The sequence below is a fragment of the Alcaligenes faecalis genome, from assembly GCF_009497775.1.
Classification (GTDB): Bacteria; Pseudomonadota; Gammaproteobacteria; order Burkholderiales; family Burkholderiaceae_B; genus Alcaligenes; species Alcaligenes faecalis_D.
Genome location: NZ_CP031012.1, coordinates 397,863 through 422,934, shown reverse-complemented (window position 1 = coordinate 422,934; position 25,072 = coordinate 397,863). Strand labels below are relative to the sequence as shown.

The following is a 25,072-nucleotide window of genomic DNA, read 5'->3' as shown; positions in this document are numbered from 1 at the left end:
ATCCGCTGTTCTGATCCGCCCCAAACGCCTAATTAAAATCCGGCTTTTGGGGCTTGTTCATTGGGGTCTTGATTATTTAAGGATCCAGCAGGGCATCCTGGACCAACACGCCAGAACAGCCTGTTTGACCTGAATGCCCCATTCCTGCCCCTGCTCAGCTGGGCTCTTCCTGCTTCACCCTCTTGAGTTCCCGCTCAATCTCGATCAAACGCTGTTTGCGCCACAAACCGCCCCCATAGCCGGTCAAGGAACCATCAGCGCCGATCACACGATGGCACGGAATCATCAAGGCAATCTGATTCGCCCCATTCGCCCGCGCCACCGCACGTACGGCAGTGGGCCGCTCTATCTGACGGGCAATATCGGAATAGCTGCGTGTCTCTCCGGCCGGGATGTTTTGCAAAATACGCCAGACCTCTTGCGTAAAGGCACTGCCACTGGTCAAGGCCAGAGGTGTCTTGAAGCGATCCGATCGTGCAGCGAAATAATCCGCCAGCTCGGCAGCCGCTTGCTCTGAAGGCGGCATCACACCAATACCAATGCCATCCTTGATCGACGCCTGCAAACGCTTGAGTTCAGCGGGCAAGCCTTTGCGGTCTACGAACTCCAGCAGATGCAAATGGCTTTGGCTACTGACCGCAATCATGTCGCCCAAAGGCGTGGGTATCCAGGTAGCCCGCAACAAGCCGTCCGTCCGCAAGGCAGCAGGCGCACAACCCAGCAAGCGGGCAAAGGCAGTCCGAAAGGCACTGGCAGACTCAAAGCTGGCTTGATGCTGCGCGGCAATGACATTGCCGCCCGTGGCCAAAGTCTCGAAACCCTCGCGCAGACGACGCTGCCTGGCCATTTCCAGAAAGGTCATGCCAAAGTGCCGTTTGAAGCTGCGGCGTACCGTAGACAAGTCATAGCCCATGCGCTCCAGATGCCCCTCCGACCATCGCAAGCCCGGCCTGGCGTCCAGCTCCCGCAACAAAGCGGTAATTGTGGGGTCCTCCAAGGCCGCAGCTTGCAGCGGATGGCATCGCTTGCAAGGTCGAAACCCGGCCTCGATGCACTCGCCAATTGTGGCGTGAAAGGTGCAGTGCTCCGCTTTAGGTTTGCGGGCCGGGCAAGTCAGGCGACAAAACACACCCGTGGACGACACGCAGACGAAGGCTTGACCGTCATAGCGTTCATCTCGGGTCAGCAAGGCTGTGTACAGGGTCGGGAAGTCGGGAAGATCAAATAGCATGTGGGATTTTTACCCCGAAACACCCAAACAGGCAGTCGATTTTCAGGCGTCTATTTCAGGATTTGCGCACGCGCCGCTTGCCTGCATGAGCAAGCGACTTGCCTCTGAACCCATGCTGCCCCAGCCAAAGCCATAACCCGCGGGGCAACACCCCTTTGTTTGGAATGTTTTTTTTACTAATTCAAAAAAATATTGTTATGTTATAACATCTCGAAAATTAACAAACCGGAAGATGAGATGCGTTTCCAACCCCGTCCCCTGCCACTCGCCCTGGCTCTGCTTTTGTGCGCCTCTGCCCAAGCCAATGAACTTGAAGAACCTGTCCCTGAACTGGCCCCTATCCGAATCTCCGCCAGCCCCCTGGCCTTGCGACAAACAGAGCTGGCCACGGCCAGCACGGTCCTGCAAGGCCCCAAACTGGATTTGCGCCGCAGCAGCACCTTGGGTGAATTGCTGGACGGTGAAGTCGGCATCCATGTAGACAGCTTTGGCAGCGGTGCCAGCCGCCCCGTCATTCGTGGCCAAACCGCACCCCGCGTCAAAGTCCTGAGTGACGGCGCAGAAGTCATGGATGCGTCGGCCATCTCGCCCGACCACACCATCACGGTCGACACCTGGCAAGCTGATCGCATTGAAGTACTGCGCGGCCCATCAGCCCTGCTTTACGGTGGCGGCGCCATTGGTGGCGTGGTCAACGTGCTGGATCGCAAGATCCCAACCGCCATCCCCGAAAAGGGTTTTGAAGGCTCGGTACGCGCCCAGGGTTCCACGGCAGATCGTGGCAGGATCGGAGCCGTGGAAATGACAGCCGGTGAAGGCAATATCGCCTTGCACGTGGAAGGCGCCTCGCACCGCAGCCGCGACTATCGCGTCCCCAACTGGACCGATGGCCGTGTCAAGGACTCCGACTCCAGCACGGACACAGGCAGCGTCGGCCTCTCCTTTATTGGTGACCGTGGCTATATAGGCGCGGCTTACTCCTACCGTGAAGGCAGCTACGGCCTGCCCGGCCACAGCCACGAATACGAGGACTGCCACCCGCACGGTGCCACCCTGCATTGCGGCGGTCACAGTCACGATCACGGCCATGACCACGATCATGGACACAGCCACGAACACGATCATGATCACGAGCACTCGGCCACCGCTCACCTGCGTACCCAGCGTTTCGATATCCGTGGCGAATTGCGTGACCCACTGCCCGGCTTCAAACGTGCTCGCCTGCGCGCTGGCGCGACCAACTACCAGCACGTAGAAAAAGACGGTGATATTGACGGCACCCGCTTCACCAACCGCGGTTACGACACGCGTCTGGAGCTGGAACATAATCCATGGGGTCCGTTTGAAGGGGTAATCGGCCTGCAAACCAGCCAGTCTGATTTTGCGTCCCGCGACGGCTCGGAAAACTTCATTCCGCCCACCCGCACTCGCAGCCAGGGCTTGTTCCTTCTGGAAAGCGTGAACTGGGACGACTGGCGTCTGGAACTGGGCGCACGCCAGGAATGGCAAACCGTCACGCCCGACTCGCAAACGCTGGAACGCCGCAAAGGCACGGCCACCTCCTTCTCCTTGGGCACGGTCTGGGACTTCGCGCCTGAATACGCCGCCAGCCTGTCCGTGTCCCGCTCGCAGCGCCTGCCCACAGCTCAGGAGCTGTTTGCCAAAGGCGTGCACTTTGCCACGCTGAGCTATGAACGCGGCGACCCGAATCTGGACCGGGAAACCAGCCACAGCGTGGACCTGGGCCTGCAAAAACACCTGGGCGATCTGCGCTTTGATCTGCGCACCTTTTACACCCGCAGCTCGAACTATATTTATGGCCGCAGCCTGGACCGTCATGAAGACTTCCAGCTGATTCAATACAGCCAGGACAAGGCACAGTTCTGGGGCCTGGAAGCGGAAGCCTCCTACCCCGTCACTTCCTGGGCCTCGGTTAGCGTTTATGGCGATCTGGTGCGCGGTAAACTGCAAGACCCCGGCCGCAACCTGCCACGCATGCCCTCCGCCCGCCTGGGTATTCGCACGGATCTGAACTGGCAGAACTGGTCCGGCTTTGTCGGCTACACCCATACCTTTGCCCAGGACCGACTGGCTGAGCATGAAGAACGTTCGCCGTCTTACGGTTTGCTCAGCATGGGTTTAAGCTACCGCCTGCATATGGACCAGAACACCTACACCCTGTACGTGAGAGGAAATAACTTGCTGAACAAGTTGGCTTACCGCCATACCTCCTTTATTGCCCGTCAGGCTCCTCTGATGGGACGCAACATCCTGGCCGGGATACAGGTGGAATTTTGAGCAAGACCGCCATACACACGGGTAGCCGTCTCTACCAGATCGTGGCCGACATGCAGGGCGACCGTCCCTGGGGCAACTTTCTGGACGCCGGCACCGGCAAGGGGTCACTGCGCTGGTTGCTGACGCTGGACACAGAACGCTGGACGGCCATTACCGCCTCACCCGGTATGGCCGAACAGGTGACCCGTGAGCTGGGCGATCAGAAGCGTCCCGAGGACCGTCTGCTGGTAGGCAACTGGAGCGACCCGGAGTTCTTGCAGGGCGAACGCTTCGATACGGTTCTGGCGGATTATCTGCTGGGTGCCATAGACGGCTTTGCCCCCTACACCCAGGACCAGTTGTTCAGCCGCCTGCGACCGCTTACCGGCCAGCGTCTCTACATTATTGGTCTGGAGCCCTATGTGCCCTATAGCAGCACGGACCCGGCGGGCAAATTGATTGTGGGAATAGGCCGTTTGCGCGATGCCTGCCTGCTGCTGGCAGGCGAGCGCCCGTATCGCGAGTACCCGATGGACTGGGTGCTGCGTCACCTGCGGCAATCCGGCTATCGCTGTGTGGATGCGCAACGCTTTGGCATTCGCTACGGCGACAGCTTTATTCACGGTCAGCTGGATATGTGTGACGGGCGCTTGCGCCGTCTGAAGGACCGCAACCTGGCCATGGCTTTGTCCGAGCATGTTCAGGCCTTGCGCAAGCAAGCTCTGGCCTTGAATCAGACCTTGGGTGGTCTGCGTCACGGTCATGACTATGTGATTTGTGCCGAAGCTATTTAAAAACCAGAAAGCTGCTCAGGAAAAAGCAAAAGGGGCTTCGGCCCCTTTTGTCTTTCATGGGCTGCGATTGCAGCACACCAGGTTTTGGAGACGGCTACAGGTTCAGAATTCCGGGCACCGTTTCCCCAGACATCGCCATTGTCTATCAACCTGATCGCTGTCCTGGCCGGACCTCCAAGCGGAAGTTTGTATACCAACACAGGCGAACAACGCCATTTCGTCCTAGGTCAAATGATCAAGATCAATAATTAGCCGACTTCATCCCAACCCTTCATGAGGCCGAATTTTGACAAACAACAGACACAAAAAAAGCAGCCTTGGGCTGCTTGCATGGCGACAATTCATAACTGGAAATTCAAACCAGGTCTTGAAAAGCGGCCCTTAAGAGCCGTATAAACAAGGAATTCTGGCGCGTCCGACAGGAATCGAACCTGTATCGAGGGCTTCGGAAACCCTAATTCTATCCATTGAACTACGGACGCCAAGCTCGCTATTGTAGCGCGAGTTTGGGGTTTTTTTCAGCATCTATCCGGCAATTATGAGTGTGCTAAATCAAGAGTCAGATACAAGAGCGATACACTCCGCTATAATCCATGGTTGCGCGATCTGGGTCGGTGGCTTGGTAGACACGTCCTTGCGCACACCCATTAGGTAGGCGCAAGCCTTTATTGGTGGCCTTAAAGGCCCTCCCGTCATTTCTTGTACGAACTCGCAGGATCCGATAATGAGCAACACGGAACAAAAACCCGAAGAACACAACGAGGGTCACTCAGCCATGATCAAAACCCCTAAACAATTGCTTGTGACCGTGGCTCTGGCTTTCTTGGTGCCCATCGCGATTATTGTCATGCTGGTCAGCCTGGTTACCTCCACCATGGGTGCAGGTGCTGGCTCCGCCGCCCTTTCCCCTGAAGCCATTGCAGCCCGCATTCAGCCTGTTGCCGGTTTCAAACTGGTTGACGCCAATGCCGTCAAAGAGCTGAAGACTGGTCAGCAAGTGTACGAAACCACCTGTACCGCCTGTCACGGCGCCGGTGTGGCCGGTGCGCCCAAATTTGGTGACAAGGGCGCCTGGGGCGAGCTGATCAAGCTGGGCCAGGATGAACTGGTCAAGAACGCTATTCACGGTATCCGCGCCATGCCTGCCAAGGGTGGTAACCCTTCGCTGGACGATATCGAAGTGGCCCGTGCCGTTGCCTACATGGCTAACGCCGGTGGTGCTGATTTCAAAGAACCCGAAGCTCCCGCACCAGAAGGTGAAGAAGCCGACGCCAAGCCTGAAGCCACCGCTGCTGCAGACACCAAACCTGCCGAGGCCCCTGCTGCTGACGCTCCTAAAGCCACTGAAACCGCCGCTGCGGACGACAACAAGGTCGACCCAGCCGGTATCAAGCTGTACGACACCATCTGCTTTGCCTGTCACGCAGCCGGTGTAGCCGGTGCTCCCAAGTTTGGCGATCAAGCTGCCTGGAAGCCATATATCGATTCCGGTATGGACACTATGGTTCAAAAGGCCATCCACGGTGTAGGCGCCATGCCTCCACGCGGTGGCTCGCAAGCCTCTGACGACGAAATCCGTGCTGCCATTCAGCACATGGTTAACGCCGCCAAGTAAGCAGTGCCTCAAGGCTCTGTCCCGGTACAGAGCCTGCGAATACAAAAAGCCCGATGAATATTCATCGGGCTTTTTCTTTGCCTGAAACTGTCTGCAGATGACTGATGCAGGAACTGCCCCCTACAATCGAGCCCTCGGATCACAGCACTCCGCAGCCATCAAACAGCTGCGGGCACTTACCATGACACGCCTTCCTTCCCCTGCTCGTCTGGCCCTTACGGGCATCCTGTCGGCCCTGGCCGTTTTGATCTTGCCGTCGGCCCAGGCCTTCGCCAATGAGTCGACAACAGCCACCACTCAAGACGCTGCACAGGCCAGCAGCATCCTGAATCGGGACAGTCTGGACAAAGCCATGCACACGCTGTTGCAAGCCACCATGGCCCGGGACCTGGAGACAATTCTGCAATTCCAGTCGCCACGCAAGATTCAGAAAATTTCACAAGCGATGGGCAAGGACCACGCAGAGACCATTGCCGAACTGATCCGGGTGGGCCGCTCTGTGGATGAGCATCAGCCCGTGCAGATTCTGTCTGGCCACTACGACATGGATACCGCGCAGTTCGGCAAAACCAGCGCAGGCCGCGACTACGCCGTACTGAACTACAGCCGTACCTTCAAGAAAGACGGCAAGACCTTTGAACTTAGCTATCCCACATTGGCCAGCGTAGATGGCAAGAAGATTTTCATCACCCCACTCAGTGAGGATGCGCTGCTGCCCGAACTGATTGAGCTGTATCCCGACCTGGCTTCGGTGAAAATACCCGCGACGAAAACACAGAAGTGATAGGCCTGCTCTCTTTAGAGTCCTAAGCCCAGTCCCAGCATCCGTCTCTTTAGCACCAGGTTTAGGCTGCCTTTGATAGGGAAACAGGTCCGCCATAGCCTTGGCAAAAGCGCTACCCGAACCACACTTCCAGCATCCCCTTTTCAGCAATAAAAAAGCCTGAGTCCGGTATCCGCCCGAACTCAGGCTTATTCATAGCCTTGATGACTGATCTACCTCCAGAACGCTCTATAAAGCCTCATAAAGCGTCCAGGAGAGCAATCTAGGGCCTTATTGCGCCTTGCACTGCGCCAAGGCCGTCAGGGACATACCCAGTTGGACACGGCGTTGCAGCCAAGGGCTGGCGCGGTAGCGCATATCGCCCGTCACGGCTTGCAGCGTGTTCAGCACATCCAACAAGTCACGCGAGCCGACGGCATCCCCCATGGACAGCGGGCCATTGTGCGGGTAACCCAGACCCAGACGCACAGCAGCGTCGATGTCCGACGGCGTGGCAATCTGCTGCTGAGCGATATCGCTGGCGATGTTCACAATGGTGGCCACCAAACGCTGAGCCACAAACCCGGCAGAATCCTCGATAACACTAACAGCCGTACCATCGCTGGCCAGCATGGCCCAAGCCTGGTCGCGCCATTCTGGTGTGGTTGCAGCCGAGCACATCAGCACACGGCGACGGCCTTTTTCCAGACCGAACAAGGTATCCAGCGCCACGGTACGGGCAGGGTCCAGGCCATGCAGGGACACCAAGGTCGCCACGTCTTCGCCATAAGGCGTCAACAGAATCAGCGCATCAGCTGGCGGCTGGTCGCCTTCCACAACTTTCACACCCAGCTCGTTCAACAATTGCAGCGCGCGAGTCTGACCTTGCTCGTGGTAAGGCGAGACCCATACGGGTGCAAAGGACGTTACAGCAGGAACAGCAGGCTCTTGAGGAAGCTGTTTCTTGCCATCTTCATACTTGTAGAAGCCTTCGCCGTTCTTGCGGCCAAACAATTTGCCGGCGTGACGCACGGCGGTAATGGGCGAAGGACGGAAGCGAGGCTCGTCGTAAAACTGGCGATAAATGGATTCCATCACCGGATGCGACACATCCAGCGCAGTCAGATCCAGCAGTTCAAAGGGGCCCATGCGGAAACCGGCCTGTTCACGCATGATGGCGTCGATCTGGTAGAAAGGCGCCACGCATTCCTGGGCGATTTTCAGGCCCTCGATATTCATGCCACGACCGGCGTGGTTCACGATAAAGCCGGGCATGTCCTTGGCGCGCACAGGCGTGTGGCCCATATCACGCGACACTTGCATCAAAGCATCACCCACTTCAGGCGAGGTGCGCAGGCCATCAATCACCTCAACCACTTTCATCAGAGGCACGGGGTTGAAGAAGTGATAACCAGCCACGCGCTCGGGGTGACGGCAGGCCTGGGCAATGGCCGTAATGGACAGCGAAGAGGTGTTGGAGGCCAGCACGCAATCGGCCGACACAATCTCTTCCAGCTGCTGCAGCAAGCCTTGCTTGACGTCCAGACGCTCCACAATGGCTTCCACGACCAGATCAGCAGGGGCCAGCGCTTGCAGATCGCTGGCGGTTTGCAGACACGCTTTGGCCGCACCCACCTGTTCAGCCGTCATGCGGCCTTTTTCTTGCAAGCGGCTCCAGACGGCGTGTACATCCGCCAGAGCAGCCTTGACCGAGTCCGCATTCAGGTCATACAGCAAGACTTGCTTGCCAGCCTGGGCAGCAATCTGGGCAATGCCCCGTCCCATAGCACCTGCGCCAACAATAGCGATGGTTTGTATCTGTTTCATGATTCACAACCTGATCGAAAAGCAATAAAAATTAAGCCTGGTCAGCGGAGCCAGACACCAAGACCTCTACCTGGTCGGGCGACAGCTCCAGCACTCGCGCCAGGACCTCGCGGGTGTGTTCTCCCAGACGCGGAGGCGCACTGTGATACTGCACCGGCGTGGCCGACAAACGCAAAGGGCTGGCCACCGAAGGCAGCCTGCCACCCTGCCCGGTCGGCAAGTCCAGGCGCAAACCACGCGCCAACACCTGCGGGTCCTGATAAACCTGTTCCATCGTATTGATGGGCCCGGCTGGAATGCCCACGGTTTCCAGCGCCTGCAACCAGCTATCGCGCGTCCGGCTCAGCATGACTTGTGCCAGCATGGGCACCAGCTCGTCCCTGTGCATGACACGCCCGGCATTGCGCGCAAAACGAGTGTCATCAGCCCACTCGGGGTGCCCCAGCTCCTGCGCAAAACTGCGAAACTGGGCATCGTTGCCCACCGCCACAATCAAATGCCCATCACTGGCCTCAAAGACCTGATAGGGCACCAGATTCTGATGTGCATTACCAGGCCGCTGTGGCGCCTGTCCGGTACACAAGTAATTCATGTTCTGGTTGGCCATCATGGCCACCTGACAATCCAGCAAGGCAATATCCAGATGCTGGCCCAAACCGCTGCGATGGCGCTCCACCACAGCTGCCAGCACCGCCACTGTGGCGTACATGCCGGTCATGACATCGGCCACGGCCACACCCGCTTTTTGCGGTTCGCCGCCCGGTTCACCTGTCAGGGACATCAAGCCACCCAGACCCTGGATCATGAAGTCATATCCTGGCCGACTTGCATAGGGGCCAGTCTGCCCAAATCCGGTAATCGAACAATAAATCAGGGCCGGGTTAATGGCTTGCAGGCTTTCATAATCCAGCCCGTACTTTTTCAGACCACCAACCTTGAAGTTTTCCACCAGGATATCGCAGCGACTGACCAACTGACGCACCACATCTGCGCCTTGTGCAGTGCCTATATCCAGGGTGATGGATTCTTTATTACGGTTAGCGGCCCCAAAATAGGCCGCATCTTCTGTGTCCGCTCTGTGACCATCCTGCAGATAAGGCGGCCCCCAGCCCCGGGTATCGTCTCCCGCACCGGGACGTTCGACCTTGATGACTTCCGCACCCAGATCAGCCAGGTTTTGAGTACACCAGGGCCCGGCCAGCACGCGCGTCAAGTCCAGAACACGCAATCCCGCCAAGGGCGCTTTTCGTTCAGTCGTGGTCATAGCAAACAAAAATCCTTCAAGTCGCTTATTGTGCACTACGTCTTCTTAGTCCGGTCTACGGACAGAAAAAAGTGCTCAAACCATGGTCATTTTCGGGCCCGGAGGAATTTGTGCGGCGCACCAAGCCGGGCGACGATAAACCGTCCTAGAATAGGTGACGATAGATTATCAGCGGCAGATCTTCCTTGCAGGACCCCGCCCCTTCAAGAGGCAGGGCACTTCTTTCGATAACAGGAGACCGACCTTATGCCATCGGCATTAACGCAGCAGCTTTATCAATCTATGACCCTGCCTGTAATGGCAGCGCCCATGTTTATTGTTTCGAACCCCGCCCTGGTGATTGCGCAATGCGCCAGCGGCATTATCGGTTCCGTCCCCGCCTTGAACGCCCGCCCCCAGGAAAAGCTCAAGGATTGGCTGGACGAGATCGACGACACCCTGGCCGAACTGCGCGAGCGCCACCCCGAGCGCCGCATCGCCCCCTACGCCATCAACCACATCATCCACCAGTCCAACGACCGCCTGGAGCAGGATCTGCGGGTATGCGCCGACCACAAGGTGCCGCTGGTAATTACCAGCCTGCGTGCCCCGCAGGACATCGTGCCGCATGTGCATGCCTGGGGTGGCAAGGTCTTTCACGACGTGACCACCTTGCGCCACGCTGAAAAAGCGCTGGAAGCCGGTGTGGATGGCCTGATCGTGGTGGCTGCTGGTGCAGGCGGTCACGCCGGTACCCTGAGCCCCTTTGTGCTGGTCAACGAAATCCGTCAGATTTTTGATGGCCCGATTGCTCTGTCCGGCGCCATGAGCCGTGGCCGCGACATTCTGGCCGCTCAGGCCATGGGTGCCGACATGGCCTACATCGGCACACGCTTCATTGCCAGTACCGAAGCCAATGCCTCGGACGATTACAAGAACATGATCGTCAAGGGTCGCGCCGCCGATATCGTCTACACGCCACTGTTTACGGGCATCCCCGGCAACTACCTGAAAGACAGTATCCGCGCTGCGGGCCTGGACCCAGACAAGCTGGACGGCGAAAAAAATGCCGACACCGCCTTTGGCTCGGGCATGAGCAAAGCCTGGCGCGACATCTGGGGCGCTGGCCAGGGCATTGGTGGCATTGACTCGGTAGAGCCTACTGCCGACATCGTGGCCCGTCTGCATCGCGAATATCAGGAAGCCAAGGCAGCACTGCTGGCCTCCCCCTTCGCCTGAACCAGGAGCACGCCATGATACGGACTCATGACGCAGGTCATTGGCTGGAAGTCATTCTGGATCGCCCGGAACGACGCAATGCCTTGACCGGCCCCATGTACGAAGAGCTGGCCGACATCATCGACCAGGCCAATCAGAACCAGAAATATCGTGCCCTGATTCTGACTGGCGCGGGCGAGCATTTCTGTGCCGGCAACGACATCTCGGAGCTGTCCAATGTGCGCAACAACGACATGCCGCCGCCGATCAAATTCCTGCGCAGTCTGGTCAAGGCCGACATCCCATTGATCGTGGCCGTAGAAGGCCACGCTGTGGGTATCGGCGTGACCTTGCTGCTGCATGCAGACTTTGTGTACGCGGCCCGTGACGCGCGTTTGCGCATGCCTTTCACGGCCCTGGGCCTGTGCCCGGAGGGCGCATCCAGCCACCTGCTGGCCCAATACGTGGGGCCACGCCGTGCCAACGAATGGCTGCTGCTGTCACAAGCCTTCAGTGCCGAGCAGGCCATGGAAGACGGCCTGCTCACTGAACTGACCGACCACGGCAACAGCCTGGAAGCCGCCCGTGCCTGCGCTCACTCGCTGTCCGAGCAGCCTCCCATTGCCTTGCGCACCAGCAAGCGTTTGCTACGTGAGCCCCAGCGAGAGGTTTTGCTGGATGTTCTGGAGCGCGAGCGCAAGCTGTTTTCCAAACTGCTTGAAGGCGAAGAAGCTCTGCAAATTCTGGGCCAAATGAGCCAGAACCGCAGCGGCAAATAGCCGTTCATCGGGCCTGATTTCTGCGCAAACCCGCGTGTGCAGCGATCTTGCCACAGTGCACCCCGTTCAGATGGGGTGATAAGGGGCCTGTGAGAGCAGGCCCCTTATTTTTTTTACCGTATTCGCAAAAATTTCTTGCGTGCAAAAAAAAAATCGCTGTATTTTATTTTTTGCGCTGCAACAAATGCACCGCTTTAACACGTTCTTTGCGGATACGCCCATGACACACTCCTGTCCCCCCCAAGCCCAAGGCTTGTACCTTCCCGCTAACGAACACGACGCCTGCGGCGTCGGATTTATCGCACACATCAAAGGCCAGGCGAGCCACGCCATCATCACCCAAGGCCTCAAAATCCTGGAAAACCTTGATCACCGCGGCGCCGTAGGCGCAGACCCCCTGATGGGTGACGGTGCAGGCATTCTGATCCAGATCCCCGACCAGCTTTACCGCGAAGAAATGGCCGCCCAGGGCGTGACCCTGCCGCCCCCCGGCGAGTACGGCGTAGCCATGGTGTTCCTGCCCAAAGAAACCGCATCCCGTCTGGCCTGTGAGCAGGAACTGGAGCGTGCGGTACGTGCCGAAGGCCAGCACATGCTGGGCTGGCGCGATGTGCCCGTGGACAGCACCATGCCCATGTCGCCCACCGTCAAGGCCAACGAGCCGGTGATTCGCCAGCTGTTCATTGGCCGCGGCCCGGATGTGATGGTGCCCGACGCGCTGGAGCGCAAGCTGTACGTAATCCGCAAGACCGCCAGCCACGCCATCTACCGCATGGCCTTGGCCCACGGCCAGGAATACTTCGTGACCTCGGCCTCGGTGCGCACCATCGTCTACAAGGGCTTGCTGCTGGCTGACCAGGTTGGCCGCTACTACCGCGATCTGGCCGACCCTCGCGCCTGTTCCGCCCTGGCTCTGGTGCACCAGCGCTTTTCCACCAACACCTTCCCCGCCTGGCCTCTGGCCCACCCGTACCGCCTGATCGCTCACAACGGCGAGATCAACACGGTACAGGGCAACTTCAACTGGCTGCGTGCCCGTGAAGGCGCCATGGAATCGGCCGTGCTGGGTTCGGATCTGCAAAAGCTCTACCCCATCGTGTACGAAGGTCAGTCCGACACGGCCACCTTCGACAACTGTCTGGAACTGCTGGTGATGGCTGGCTACTCCCTGCCGCACGCCATGATGATCATGATGCCGGAGGCCTGGGAACAGCACGCCGAGATGGACGAGAGCCGTCGCGCCTTCTACGAGTACTACGCAGCCCAGATGGAGCCTTGGGATGGCCCCGCCGCCATCGCCTTTACCGATGGCCTGCAAATCGGCGCGCTGCTGGATCGTAACGGCCTGCGTCCGGCCCGCTACGTCATCACCGACGACGACATGATCGTGCTGGCTTCTGAAGCCGGTACCCTGCCTATTCCCGAGCACCGCATTGTCAAAAAATGGCGTCTGCAGCCGGGCAAGATGTTGCTGATCGATCTGGAACAGGGCCGCATCATTGACGATGCCGAAATCAAATCCCAGTTGGCCAACACCCACCCCTACAAGCAGTGGATTGAACGCCTGCGCTTGCGCCTGGATTCCCTGCCCAGTGTGCCCGGCGTGCGTCCGCAATTGGCCAACCGCGACCTGCTGGATCAGCAACAAGCTTTTGGCTGGACCCAGGAAGACATCAAAGTCGTCTTGCAGCCCATGGCCAGCAAGGGCGAAGAAGCCACCGGCTCCATGGGTAATGACGCGCCGTTGGCCGTGCTGTCCGACAAGTCCAAACCCTTCTACAACTACTTCCGCCAGCTGTTTGCCCAGGTTACCAACCCGCCTATCGACCCGATTCGCGAACAGATGGTGATGTCGCTGGTGTCCTTTATTGGCCCCAAACCCAATCTGCTGGACATCAATAACGTCAACCCGCCACTGCGTCTGGAAGTGTCCCAGCCCGTGCTGAGCCCGGCTGACATGAACCAGATCCGGCGCATTGAAGCGGCCAGCAATGGCAAGTTCCGCAGCCAGGAACTGGACATCGTCTACCCCAGCGCCTGGGGTCCGGAAGGCATTGAAGCCAGCGTGGCCGCCCTGTGCGCCCGTGCAGCAGATGCCGTGCGCGATGGCTACAACATCCTGATCCTGACGGATCGCCGTTGTGACGCCGAGCATGTGGCCATCCCCGCCCTGCTGGCAACCTCCGCCATTCACCAGCACCTGATCCGCATCGGTCTGCGTACCCGCACCGGCCTGGTCGTGGAAACCGGCTCGGCCCGTGAAGTGCATCACTTCGCCCTGCTGGGTGCCTACGGCGCCGAAGCCATGCACCCCTGGCTGGCCTTTGAAAGCCTGCAGCATCTGGCCCAGGACCCGATCAACCAGATCGACGCGTCCCAGGCCGAGGGCTATTACATCAAGGCCATCAACAAGGGCTTGTACAAGGTCATGTCCAAAATGGGCATCTCCACCTACATGTCCTACACCGGCGCGCAGATTTTCGAGACCATTGGCCTGTCGCGTTCTCTGGTGGACAAGTACTTTGTGGGTACCTCCTGTCCAGTAGAAGGGATTGATATCTTCACCGTGGCCGAAGAAGCGCTGCGTCAGCATCGTGCCGCCTACAGCAAGGACCCCGTACTGGAGAACCATCTGGAAGCCGGTGGCGAATATGCGGTACGCGTCCGTGGTGAAGACCATATGTGGACGGCCGACTCCATCGCCAAGCTGCAACATGCCACCCGCAGCCAGAATTACAGCACCTACAAGGAATACGCCCAGCTCATCAACGACCAAAGCCGCCGTCACATGACCCTGCGCGGTCTGTTCGAGCTGCGTCTGGACCCGGCCCAGGCCATTCCTCTGGAAGAGGTAGAGCCGGCCAGCGAGATCGTCAAACGCTTTGCAACCGGCGCCATGTCGCTGGGCTCGATTTCCACCGAAGCCCATGCCGTACTGGCCGTGGCCATGAACCGAATTGGCGGCAAGTCCAATACCGGCGAAGGTGGCGAGGACGAGCTGCGCTATCAGCACGAAATGCAGCACGGTAAAAGCGGCATCCGCCAGGGTGATACCTTGGCCAGCGTCCTGGGCCAGGATCGCGTGTTTGCCGACATTGATCTGCAAGAAAACGATTCGCTGCGCTCGCGCATCAAGCAGGTAGCGTCCGGCCGCTTTGGTGTGTCGGCCCAGTATCTGTGCAGTGCCGATCAAATCCAGATCAAGATGGCACAAGGTGCCAAGCCCGGCGAAGGCGGCCAGTTGCCCGGCCATAAAGTGTCCGAGTACATCGCCAAGCTGCGTTACTCCGTCCCCGGTGTGGGCCTGATTTCACCCCCACCCCACCACGATATTTACTCCATCGAAGATTTGGCCCAGCTGATTCACGACCTGAAAAACGTGAATCCGCAAGCGGATATCTCCGTGAAGCTGGTGTCCAAAGTGGGTGTAGGTACTGTGGCTGCTGGTGTTGCCAAAGCCAAGGCCGATCACATTGTGATTGCCGGTCACGACGGCGGTACCGGTGCCTCCCCCCTGTCCTCCATCAAACATGCCGGTACCCCGTGGGAGCTGGGTCTGGCTGAAACCCAGCAGACCCTGTTGCTGAACCGCTTGCGCAGCCGTATCCGCGTACAAGCCGACGGCCAGATGAAAACCGGCCGCGATGTGGTGATCGGTGCCTTGCTGGGTGCAGATGAATTTGGCTTTGCCACCGCCCCGCTGGTGGTGGAAGGCTGCATCATGATGCGCAAGTGCCATCTGAACACCTGTCCCGTTGGCGTTGCCACTCAGGACCCCGTGCTGCGCCGCAAGTTCAAGGGCAAGCCCGAACACGTGGTGAACTACTTCTTCTTCGTTGCCGAAGAAGTCCGTGAACTGATGGCCAAGCTGGGCGTGCGTCACTTTGACGATCTGATCGGTCGCAGCGACTGGCTGGATATGCGCAGCGGTATCCAACACTGGAAAGCACAAGGTCTGGACTTCTCCCGCCTGCTGCACAAAGTGGACAACGAAGAGTCGCCACGTCAGATCGCTACCCAGGATCATGACCTGGAACACACCCTGGATCGCCAACTGATCGAGCGCAGCGCCGTCACGCTGAATCAGGGCACCCCGCTGTCCTTCATCACCCCCGTGCGTAACCGCAACCGCAGCGTCGGTGCCATGCTCTCGGGCGTATTCACCAAGAAATACGGCCATCAAGGTCTGCCTGACGACAGCCTGCACATTCAGTGCAAAGGCACAGCGGGCCAGAGCTTTGGTGCATTCCTGGCTCAGGGCATCACCCTGGATCTGGTGGGCGAAGCCAATGACTACGTGGGCAAAGGCTTGTCCGGTGGCCGCATTATTGTGCGCTCGCCCAACGACTTCCGTGGCTACGGCCCCGATCACATCATCGTGGGCAATACCGTGCTTTACGGTGCCTTGGCAGGTGCAGCCTACTTCAACGGCGTCGCCGGTGAACGCTTTGCCGTGCGTAACTCCGGTGCCAGCGCAGTTGTAGAAGGCGTAGGCGACCACGGTTGCGAATACATGACGGGCGGCACTGTCGTTGTTCTGGGCGAAGTGGGCCGCAACTTTGCAGCCGGCATGTCCGGTGGCGTGGCCTACGTGTGGGACCCGCAACGTCGCCTGCAACTGCGCTGCAACCCCGGCATGGTGGATCTGGAGCCCGTCCTGAGCAAGGCCGAGCAAGAGATGAACAGCAGCATGGCGCAATGGCACAGCCGTAGCGCCCAGAGCGAGCGTCAGACCGACGATGCCATCTTGCAAACCCTGGTCCAGGAACACTTCAAGGCCACGGGCAGCTTCCAGGCGCGCGAGCTTTTGAAAGACTGGGACAGCGCCCGCGCACAATTCGTCAAAGTCATTCCACGCGAGTATCGCCGTGCATTGAGCGAATTGTGGCAAGGCCCGCAAGCGAGCAAAGCCGCGCCCAAAAGCAGTAAAACCCGCCGTTCGGCTTCGGCCTGAACCCTTCCCATCACCATCAGGAAACGACACATCATGGGAAAGACGACTGGATTTCTTGAGTTTCAACGTCTGCAAGAAGCCGTAGAAGCTCCTTTAAAGCGGGTCAAGCACTGGAAAGAGTTTGTCCAGGTATTGAACGACGAGCAGGCAGGCCAACAGGCCGCCCGCTGCATGGACTGTGGTATCCCCTTTTGCCACAACGGCTGCCCGGTCAACAACATCATCCCCGACTGGAATGATCTGGTTTACCGCCAGCAGTGGAAAGAAGCGCTGGACGTGCTGCACTCCACCAACAACTTTCCGGAAATTACCGGCCGCATCTGCCCCGCTCCTTGCGAGGCAGCCTGTACTTTGAACATCGACCGCGCACCCGTGGGCATCAAATCCATCGAGCACGCGATTATCGATAAAGGCTGGACAGAAGGCTGGGTCGTGCCACAAGTGCCCACCCATAAAACCGGCAAACGCGTGGCCGTCATCGGCTCCGGCCCTGCCGGATTGGCCAGCGCCCAGCAATTGGCACGCGTCGGCCACGACGTCACCGTGTACGAGAAAAGCGACCGCATTGGTGGCCTGATGCGCTACGGCATCCCCGACTTCAAGCTGGACAAGCACCTGCTGGATCGCCGTATCGCCCAAATGCAGGCCGAGGGCGTGCAATTTTGCCCCTCTACCTACATTGGCCAGGCACAAGACCAAGCCGCCCAGGAACCGGGGCTGACCGTACTGTCCCCTACCGATCTTGAGCAACAGTTCGACGCGATCATCCTGGCTGGCGGCTCCGAAACCCCACGCCTGCTGGACGCCCCTGGCAGCCAGTTGCAAGGCGTGCACCCCGCCATGGATTTCCTGCGCATCCAGAACCAGCAAGTTGCCGGTTCGCGTGGCACCCCCGCCATCAGCGCCCAAGGCAAGCATGTCGTGGTAATTGGCGGCGGTGATACCGGCTCGGACTGCGTGGGCACCAGCACACGCCAGGGCGCAAAATCAGTCACCCAGTTTGAACTGATGCCCCGTCCTCCCGAGCAGGAAAACACGGAGCTGACCTGGCCCTACTGGCCCATGAAACTGCGCACCTCGTCCTCGCACGAAGAAGGCTGCGAGCGCGACTGGGCGATCAACACCGTAGAGCTGGAAGGCAAGAACGGCCAAGTCAAAGAACTGCGCGCCGTGCGCGTGGAATGGAAAACCGACCCAGCGACAGGCCGCATGAGCATGACGCCCATCGCCGGCTCCGAAATGACCTTCCCAGCCGACCTGGTCCTGCTGGCCATGGGCTTCACCGCCCCCGTGCGCCAAGTCCTGGAAGCCTTTGCCGTAGACGCCGACCAACGCGGCAACGTCGCCGCCAACACAGACAACTACCAAACCAACCGCGCCAAAGTCTTTGCAGCCGGAGACATGCGACGCGGCCAGTCCCTGATCGTCTGGGCCATCCGCGAAGGCCGCCAGTGTGCCCGTTCCGTAGACGAGTTCCTGATGGGGAATTCGACACTTCCCCGCTAAGTCCTCTTGGCAGTACCAGTACACAAACAGCCAGCCGCGACAAACGGCTGGCTGTTTGTCTTTGGGCGGATGACCTCTGCCCTTTACCCTACGTGCCGTTTGCAATCAGCCTACAGACTAGCGATTCATAGCCACTAGCTCTAACCGTGTAGCAGCGGGTCAAAGACCACAAGGGAGGATGTTGGTTGTGTGGTTGTTGGTTATCACCAGCCTCAAGCCAGCAAGGGCTGCCGCAAGGACTCCACTCCCCACCTAAAACCCGCAAAACCCCACAAACCCCACCCCCATAAGCCTTTGATTTAATTTCCCTTTCCAAAAAATCCTAGGGTTTTCCCCTAAAAACCACAAGCTAATCCAATCCCTAGGGTTTACCCTTGCTTTTCGACTAGGGAAAACCCTATAATGAGGATTCGTAACTTAGACCTTCACCTTAAAGGGAAAGCAAATGTCTACCATGACCACTTACTCGCACTACATTCACTGGAGTGATGCTGTTGAGCGTGGGGTAATGCAGCATGCCCTGGAAAATGGTGAATCCGTGTCTTTAACTGCACTGACCAAAGCAGCGGCCAAACAAGTTTCCAAAGCCGCAAACGTGGTGTTCAAGTACATGGTCGAACTGACCCGTGCCTTGAACGAAGCCCGCATCCGCGATTCCCGCATGTCGGCCAGCTACTGGTAAGCCACGCATCACCGTCGTAACGCTCAAGCAAAACACCGCTTGATGTTGAAAAGCCTGCTAAATCAGCAGGCTTTTGTTTTTTCTGCGTTTGCCAAACCAACGTTTTTGATAACACACGCTAATGCTCAGCCGAAGGCTTTGGTAGCCCACTGCGCGTAAGCACCTCACAGCTTCCCCCTTCCAGATCGAGATAGATCGGGGCAAGGAAAGCACTTCTTCTATCGACGCAAGAAATGAAAAAGGCCAGCAAAAGCTGGCCTGCAGACCTACGGTCCCTCAAAACATAGTCTGAGCGCTAATCGTCCTCGGACGATGCAAACCGCTCAAGACTTGTTCAACAAGTTCTTCAACATATCCAGCCGCTGCTTGGGACTTAAAGCCGCCTGAGCCGGATCTTCCTGCGCACCAGGGTCTTCGATCTTCATCTCATCAATAAAGCGCGACCGCTCCCGCACCAGATTTTCACGTGCGCGTCTGCGCTTCTTGCACCAGCTCAAGCGCAAGCTGCGTTGCGCACGCGTAATCCCCACGTACATCAAACGCCGTTCTTCCTGAATACGTTGAGCCAGAATATCGGCCTCTTTATCCGGGTCTATATCCTCGTCATCGCGCCCGATGTGCGGCAGCAAACCTTCCTCCACCCCCACCAGAAACACATGCGGATATTCCAGGCCCTTGGACGCATGAAGCGTGGACAATTTGACCGCATCCGGGTCTTCGTCCTCGCCACGCTCCAGCATGGTGATCAGGGCGACTCGCTGCACCAGATCGTTCAAACTCAACTGATCGTCTGCCGCTTTGGACTTCAACCAGGTAATCAGCTCCAGCACGTTTTCCCAACGGGTCTGCGCAGGACGCTCATCGAACATATCGTAGAGATAGCGCTCGTAATCAATCGCCCGCAGCAACTCGTCCAGCAATTCGCTGACGGCCGTTTCGTGCCCTTCCTGCTCGCTTTCTACCCGGTCCGCTCTTTGCTGAATACGGCCAATAAACTGCGCAAAGACACTTAAGGGCTCCAGCTGCCTTTCTGGCAGGCGATCCGTCAGAGCGATTTGCGAGACAGCGGAATACAAAGACAGCTTTTGCTCCGCCGCAAACTGGCCCAGCACCTGCAAGGTAGCCTGCCCAATCCCGCGCCGGGGCGTCGTCGCTGCGCGGATGAAAGCCGGATCATCATCATCGTTCGCCACGACTCGCAAGTAAGACAGGATGTCGCGAATCTCGGCCTTGTCAAAAAAACTTTGCCCACCCGAGATCGTGTAGGGAATGCGCAGATTACGCAGAGCCTGCTCAAAGATACGAGCCTGATGGTTGCCACGGTACAGCACCGCAAAATCACGCCACTCGGCCTGATGCTCGAAGCGCTCTGCCGAGATACGCATGGCTACCGAGTCAGCCTCATTCTGCTCGTCGTCCGTCACGTGAACCTGGATGGGCTCACCAAAGCCCAGATCAGACCAGAGCTTTTTACCGAACACGACAGGATTATTGCCAATGACATTATTGGCGGCCTGCAAGATGCGCTGCACCGAGCGATAGTTCTGCTCCAGCTTCACGACCTTCAAGTCCGGATAGTCCGTCGGAAGCTGCGCCAGATTCTCCACGGTGGCGCCACGCCAGGCGTAAATGGCCTGATCGTCATCCCCCACCACGGTAAACATATTGCGGTGCCCCGTCAGCGAGCGCACCAGACGGTATTGGCACAGATTAGTGTCCTGATACTCGTCCACCAGCAAGTACTGCACCCGACGCTGCCAGCGCTCGCGTACTTCCTGATTGTCTTCCATCAACTGCGCAGGCAGGCGGATCAGATCATCAAAGTCTACCGACTGATAGGCAATCAAGGTGGCGGCGTAATCGCGGTAAATACGCGCGGCTTCAATCTGGCTGGGTGAGTTGGCGGCACGTTCCGCATCGTCCGGCCCCATCAGGGCGTTTTTCCACAGGGAAATTTCCTGCTGAACGGACTTCAGGCGACCTTTATCCGTGGTGGCCAGCAGCTCCTGAATAATTGCCAGCGCATCGTTGGAATCAAGAATGGAAAAGCGCGGTTTCAAACCCACGTGCTGAGCTTCCTCACGCAGCATGCGCAAGCCCAAAGAGTGGAAGGTGCTGACGGTCAGCCCTCGCAGCAGCTTGGGATCGACCAAAGCGCGAATCCGCTCGTTCATTTCACGCGCGGCTTTATTGGTGAAAGTCAGCGCCACCACTTGTCGGCCCGTGTACCCACATTCGCGCAGCAAATAGGCGATTTTCTGCGTGATCACACGTGTCTTGCCACTGCCCGCCCCAGCCAGGACCAGACAGGGCCCATCCATATACAACACGGCCTGACGCTGCATGGCGTTCAGGTCGGTGGGGACAGTATGGCCTGGGGTAGTGACGGAGGTGGACATGGTGGAATCAGTGAATACTAGGCAAGAAAACGAGGTTCAAAGCCAAACAGCGTGCAAAACTAAAAGTGGAATCCCGGCCAAGCCGAGTATGGTTTGATGACAAGCGAAAGGCCAACACAGAGATACAGCGGAAACGAGGTACAAGAGCATGACAGCGGCAGGGCAACAACATCGCGCCACAGCCTCATCGCTTCCTGCCTCTTGGCTCATAGCTGCATAGCTGCATAGCTGCATAGCTGCATAGCGGTCAAGGATACACCCTGCTGTACCCGAGATGCTCCTACTGTTTCCGTCCGCACATGAGCCTGGAGAATCTTAAATCTCGAGGGGATCGACCTCAATCGTAATGCGCACTTTATGCTGCTTGGCCAACTGCGCGACCTGGGGTCCCCAATAGCGCACAAAGGCTTGCAAGGCCGGACGATGGGCGCTTTCCAACAGCAACTGGGCGCGCTCCACCTTGGCCACGCGCAAAACACGTAAGGGCACGGGATCGTACAGGAAAACCTGATCTGCGCCCGGGAATTCATTCGGATATTCTTCAGGCAAACGACGTGCCTGGGTCAGCAATCGAATCGCATCTGCCAATTGCGGCGCTTCAGCAGACAGAAGCACCTGATAGGCAAAAGGCGGCAAGCCCACGGACTCACGCTCGTTCAAGGCGCTTTGAGCAAAGCCTATGTAATCGTGCTTGATCAGACTTTGATAAACCGCCTGCTCAGGGTAGCCCGTCTGGATGATGACATCCGCCCCTTCGGTATGGCGACCGGCCCGCCCAGCCACCTGCATCAACTGGGCAAACAAGCGCTCGGGTGCGCGGAAATCATGGGCAAACAAGGTGGCATCGGCATTGAGCACACCCACCACGCTCAAGCGGGTGAAGTCATGGCCCTTGGCGACCATTTGCGTCCCCACCATGATGTCCACTTCACCCGCATGCACCTGCTCGAACAATTGCTGCGCACTGCCCTTCAAGCGGGTGCTGTCCGCGTCGATACGCACCAGTCGAGCATTCGGAAAACGCTCGCCCAAAAACTCTTCAATACGCTGGGTACCCCGGCCCATGGGCTGCAAATCCTGATCACCGCAATCCGGGCAAGCACGTGGCACGGGAGCCTGATAGCCGCAATGGTGGCACTGCAAATTGTGCTTGAAGCCATTTTGCCGGTGCAGCACGGTATAAACCGTACAACGCGGACATTGAGACAGCCAGCCGCAAGAGGCGCAATGCAGCACAGGCGCGTAGCCACGTCGGTTGATGAAAACCAGCGATTGCTCGCCGCGCTCCAGACATGCTTCCAGCGCATCCAGCAGTTGGGGAGAAAAGCCCGACTCCAGCCGCAAATGGCGGGTATCGACCAGACGCACCCGCGGCAAGGAAACCTCACGAGCGCGCTTGGGCAAGCTCAACAGGCTATAGCGCCCTTGCCGGGCATGATTCCAGCTTTCCAGCGACGGAGTCGCTGAGCCCAGCACCACCGGCACTTTCAGATCGTAGCCACGCCACACAGCCAGATCCCGGGCGGAGTAACGCAAGCCATCTTGCTGCTTGTAGGAAGCGTCGTGCTCCTCGTCCACAATAATCAGGCCCAGCTCGGGCATGGGGGTAAAGATGGACAGCCGTGTTCCCAGCAGAATACGCGCCTGACCATTGTTAACGCGCAACCAGGAACGCAACCGTTCGCCTTCGGACAGGCCGCTATGCAGGACGGCCAGCACATCGCCGGGCAGGACGCGCGCCAAACGGGCACGCAGGACCTGCTCGAACTGAGGCGTCAGATTGATTTCGGGCACCATGAACAGGACTTGCCGACCAGCGGCCAGCACTTGTTCCAGCACCCGCATATAGACTTCGGTTTTCCCGCTACCCGTTACGCCATGGAGCAACATGCAGCTGCCGGGTTTGGCCGCCAAAATGCCATCCACCGCAGCCTGTTGTTCGGCATTGAGCACAGGCAGGACATCGCTGTCCACCGGCTCCACCTTCTTTTCCTTGCGCTTGGCCATGCGCAGTACCGGACCACCTGCGGAACGCTTGCCCAGATAGGCAGAGGGTTTGCGCAAGGGCCCCGGCAAGGACGGCATCATGACCTCGCCCAGCGGGCGGTGGTAATAGGTGGACGCAAAGCGCGCCATCCGTAACCAGTCCTCCGGGAAGGGAGGCAAGTCATCCAGCAGCTGATCAATCGCTTTGACCTGCTCGGGCGGGTAGGAAGGTTGCTCAGGCAAAGCCACCACCACACCTATCATCTGCCGCCGCCCAAAATGCACAATGACACGCTGCCCGACCAGGACAGGTTCGTGGTGCTGATAATCAAACACCCCATCCAGAGGAACGTCCAAAGCCACATGCAGCCAGAAAGATCCGGTGCTTGCCGATGCAGAAATAGCGTCAGGAGTGGCGGTCATGGATGGTGATTCAAAAAAGGGCTGGCCTGGCTGAAAGCCTGATAAGTCAAGAGCTTAGCGACCTGTGGATAACTTTGGGGAAAATGGCATGAACAAAAAATACAAAGAAGCAAGCACAGATACAATTTAATTTTCAATATCTCTGAAATAAGGATAAAACGCAGAGAAATCAAATAATTAAAACTGGGTATTGAAATTAAACCTTAAATATAAAGACCTCAAACCCAGTCCCATCTGTGTGCATAACTTTGCGCACAAGCTGCGTCAGCCCGTGCGCAAACACGATCAAACGCTGTGGTGACGACGGCTGTAGGAATGCACTTCATCGACCAGAATGCCCACGGCTTCCGGATCGGTGAAACGCGAAATACCGTGACCGAAGTTGAACACGTGACCGCCCTGACCCACAGGGCCGAAGTCGTCGATAACGCGACGGGCCTCACGACGGATGGCTTCTTCGCCACCGAACATGGTCATGGGGTCCAGATTGCCTTGCAGGGCCAGCTTGTCACCGATACGAGCGCGCGCACGGGACAGGTTCACTGTCCAGTCCACACCCATGGCGTCAGCGCCACAGCCAGCGATATCTTCCAGCCACATGCCGCCGCCCTTGGTAAAGACGATGACAGGAACGCGCTTGCCGTCATGTTCGCGGATCAGGCCATCAACCACTTTACGGGTGTAGGCCAGGGAGAATTCCTGGAACAGGGAGTCGGACAAGACACCACCCCAGCTGTCAAACAACATCACAGCCTGTGCACCGGCACGGATCTGATTGTTCAGGTATTCGCAGGTGGTTTTTGCATTGATTTCCAGCATGTGGTGCATCAGGTCCGGACGCTGATACATCATGCTTTTCACCAGACGGTAATCGTCCGAGCCCTGGCCTTCAACCATATAGCAGGCAATGGTCCAGGGGCTGCCGGCAAAACCGATCAGGGGTACTTTGCCGTCCAGTTCCTTGCGGATCAGCGAGACAGCATCAAACACGTATTGCAGCTTGGACATGTCCGGCGCTTCCAGCGCCATGACGTCGGCTTCGTTGCGTACAGGACGGGCAAAACGCGGGCCTTCACCAGCGACGAAATCCAGACCCAGGCCCATGGCGTGTGGCACGGTCAGGATGTCCGAGAACAGAATGGCGGCATCCAGATCGAAACGACGCAGGGGTTGCAAGGTTACTTCGCACGCAAATTCGGGATTCTGAGCCAATTGCATGAAAGAGCCAGCCTGAGCACGGGTGGCATTGTATTCAGGCAAATAACGCCCGGCCTGACGCATCAGCCAGATGGGGGTGTAAGGCACAGGTTCGCGCAACAGCGAGCGCAGGAAAACATCGTTTTTTAATTGAGGTAAAGACACGGCAATCCCTATT

The 25,072-nt window shown here is 58.1% G+C and carries 15 protein-coding genes and 1 tRNA gene; 9 read left to right on the top strand and 7 right to left on the bottom strand.

Annotated elements, in window-relative coordinates:
- Positions 1-154: 154 nt before the first annotated feature.
- Entirely contained in the window at positions 155-1,231 is a 1,077-nt protein-coding gene (locus DUD43_RS19355; RefSeq protein WP_153228918.1) for a bifunctional transcriptional activator/DNA repair enzyme AdaA, read from the bottom strand.
- Positions 1,232-1,468: 237 nt separating this feature from the next.
- Here DUD43_RS19355 and DUD43_RS01905 point away from each other — a divergent pair, with 237 nt between their 5' ends.
- Both DUD43_RS01905 and DUD43_RS01900 read left to right on the top strand, forming a co-directional pair.
- On the top strand, positions 1,469-3,529 hold the full coding sequence (locus DUD43_RS01905) for a TonB-dependent receptor domain-containing protein (RefSeq protein WP_153228917.1): 2,061 nt from the start codon (positions 1,469-1,471) through the stop codon (positions 3,527-3,529).
- Positions 3,526-4,302 (top strand): class I SAM-dependent methyltransferase, encoded by a 777-nt coding sequence (locus DUD43_RS01900; protein ID WP_153228916.1) that lies wholly within the window; start codon positions 3,526-3,528, stop codon positions 4,300-4,302. Before DUD43_RS01905 ends, DUD43_RS01900 begins: the two co-directional genes overlap by 4 nt.
- Before the next feature lie 407 nt (positions 4,303-4,709).
- On the opposite strand, the gene DUD43_RS01895 is transcribed toward DUD43_RS01900, so the two are convergent.
- Positions 4,710-4,784: transfer RNA gene (locus tag DUD43_RS01895), tRNA-Arg, on the bottom strand.
- A gap of 242 nt (positions 4,785-5,026) precedes the next feature.
- Here DUD43_RS01895 and DUD43_RS01890 point away from each other — a divergent pair.
- Together DUD43_RS01890 and DUD43_RS01885 are read left to right on the top strand one after the other, a co-directional pair.
- A complete protein-coding gene (locus tag DUD43_RS01890) occupies positions 5,027-5,917 on the top strand; it encodes a c-type cytochrome (RefSeq protein ID WP_153228915.1) in 891 nt (296 codons plus the stop codon).
- A 181-nt stretch (positions 5,918-6,098) separates the two neighbouring features.
- The gene (locus DUD43_RS01885; RefSeq protein WP_153228914.1) at positions 6,099-6,701 is read left to right on the top strand and encodes a hypothetical protein; all 603 of its coding nucleotides are present in this window, start codon (positions 6,099-6,101) and stop codon (positions 6,699-6,701) included.
- 270 nt (positions 6,702-6,971) lie between these two features.
- Here the strand turns inward: DUD43_RS01885 and DUD43_RS01880 are convergent, their stop codons facing one another.
- Both DUD43_RS01880 and DUD43_RS01875 read right to left on the bottom strand, forming a co-directional pair.
- A complete protein-coding gene (locus tag DUD43_RS01880; protein ID WP_153228913.1) occupies positions 6,972-8,507 on the bottom strand; it encodes a 3-hydroxyacyl-CoA dehydrogenase in 1,536 nt (511 codons plus the stop codon).
- Positions 8,508-8,538: 31 nt separating this feature from the next.
- Complete coding sequence (locus tag DUD43_RS01875) at positions 8,539-9,771, bottom strand: CaiB/BaiF CoA transferase family protein (RefSeq protein ID WP_153228912.1); 1,233 nt, start codon at positions 9,769-9,771, stop codon at positions 8,539-8,541.
- 246 nt (positions 9,772-10,017) lie between these two features.
- On the opposite strand from DUD43_RS01875, the gene DUD43_RS01870 reads away from it, so the two are divergent.
- From DUD43_RS01870 to DUD43_RS01850, 5 genes are all read left to right on the top strand, one after another.
- On the top strand, positions 10,018-10,989 hold the full coding sequence (locus DUD43_RS01870; RefSeq protein WP_153228911.1) for an NAD(P)H-dependent flavin oxidoreductase: 972 nt from the start codon (positions 10,018-10,020) through the stop codon (positions 10,987-10,989).
- Between the two features lie 14 nt (positions 10,990-11,003).
- Positions 11,004-11,747, top strand: coding sequence for an enoyl-CoA hydratase/isomerase family protein (locus DUD43_RS01865; RefSeq protein ID WP_153228910.1), 744 nt, complete (start codon positions 11,004-11,006; stop codon positions 11,745-11,747).
- 220 nt (positions 11,748-11,967) lie between these two features.
- Positions 11,968-16,701 (top strand): glutamate synthase-related protein, encoded by a 4,734-nt coding sequence (locus tag DUD43_RS01860; RefSeq protein WP_153228909.1) that lies wholly within the window; start codon positions 11,968-11,970, stop codon positions 16,699-16,701.
- Between the two features lie 33 nt (positions 16,702-16,734).
- Complete coding sequence (locus DUD43_RS01855) at positions 16,735-18,207, top strand: glutamate synthase subunit beta (RefSeq protein ID WP_153228908.1); 1,473 nt, start codon at positions 16,735-16,737, stop codon at positions 18,205-18,207.
- A gap of 445 nt (positions 18,208-18,652) precedes the next feature.
- Positions 18,653-18,889, top strand: coding sequence for a hypothetical protein (locus tag DUD43_RS01850; protein WP_022983381.1), 237 nt, complete (start codon positions 18,653-18,655; stop codon positions 18,887-18,889).
- A gap of 323 nt (positions 18,890-19,212) precedes the next feature.
- Here DUD43_RS01850 and DUD43_RS01845 read toward each other — a convergent pair whose 3' ends face one another.
- From DUD43_RS01845 to hemE, 3 genes are all read right to left on the bottom strand, one after another.
- The gene (locus DUD43_RS01845; RefSeq protein ID WP_153228907.1) at positions 19,213-21,288 is read right to left on the bottom strand and encodes a UvrD-helicase domain-containing protein; all 2,076 of its coding nucleotides are present in this window, start codon (positions 21,286-21,288) and stop codon (positions 19,213-19,215) included.
- Positions 21,289-21,603: 315 nt separating this feature from the next.
- On the bottom strand, positions 21,604-23,697 hold the full coding sequence (locus DUD43_RS01840; protein WP_153228906.1) for a primosomal protein N': 2,094 nt from the start codon (positions 23,695-23,697) through the stop codon (positions 21,604-21,606).
- Positions 23,698-23,982: 285 nt separating this feature from the next.
- The gene (gene hemE / locus DUD43_RS01835) at positions 23,983-25,059 is read right to left on the bottom strand and encodes a uroporphyrinogen decarboxylase (protein WP_153228905.1); all 1,077 of its coding nucleotides are present in this window, start codon (positions 25,057-25,059) and stop codon (positions 23,983-23,985) included.
- Between the last annotated feature and the right edge of the window lie 13 nt (positions 25,060-25,072).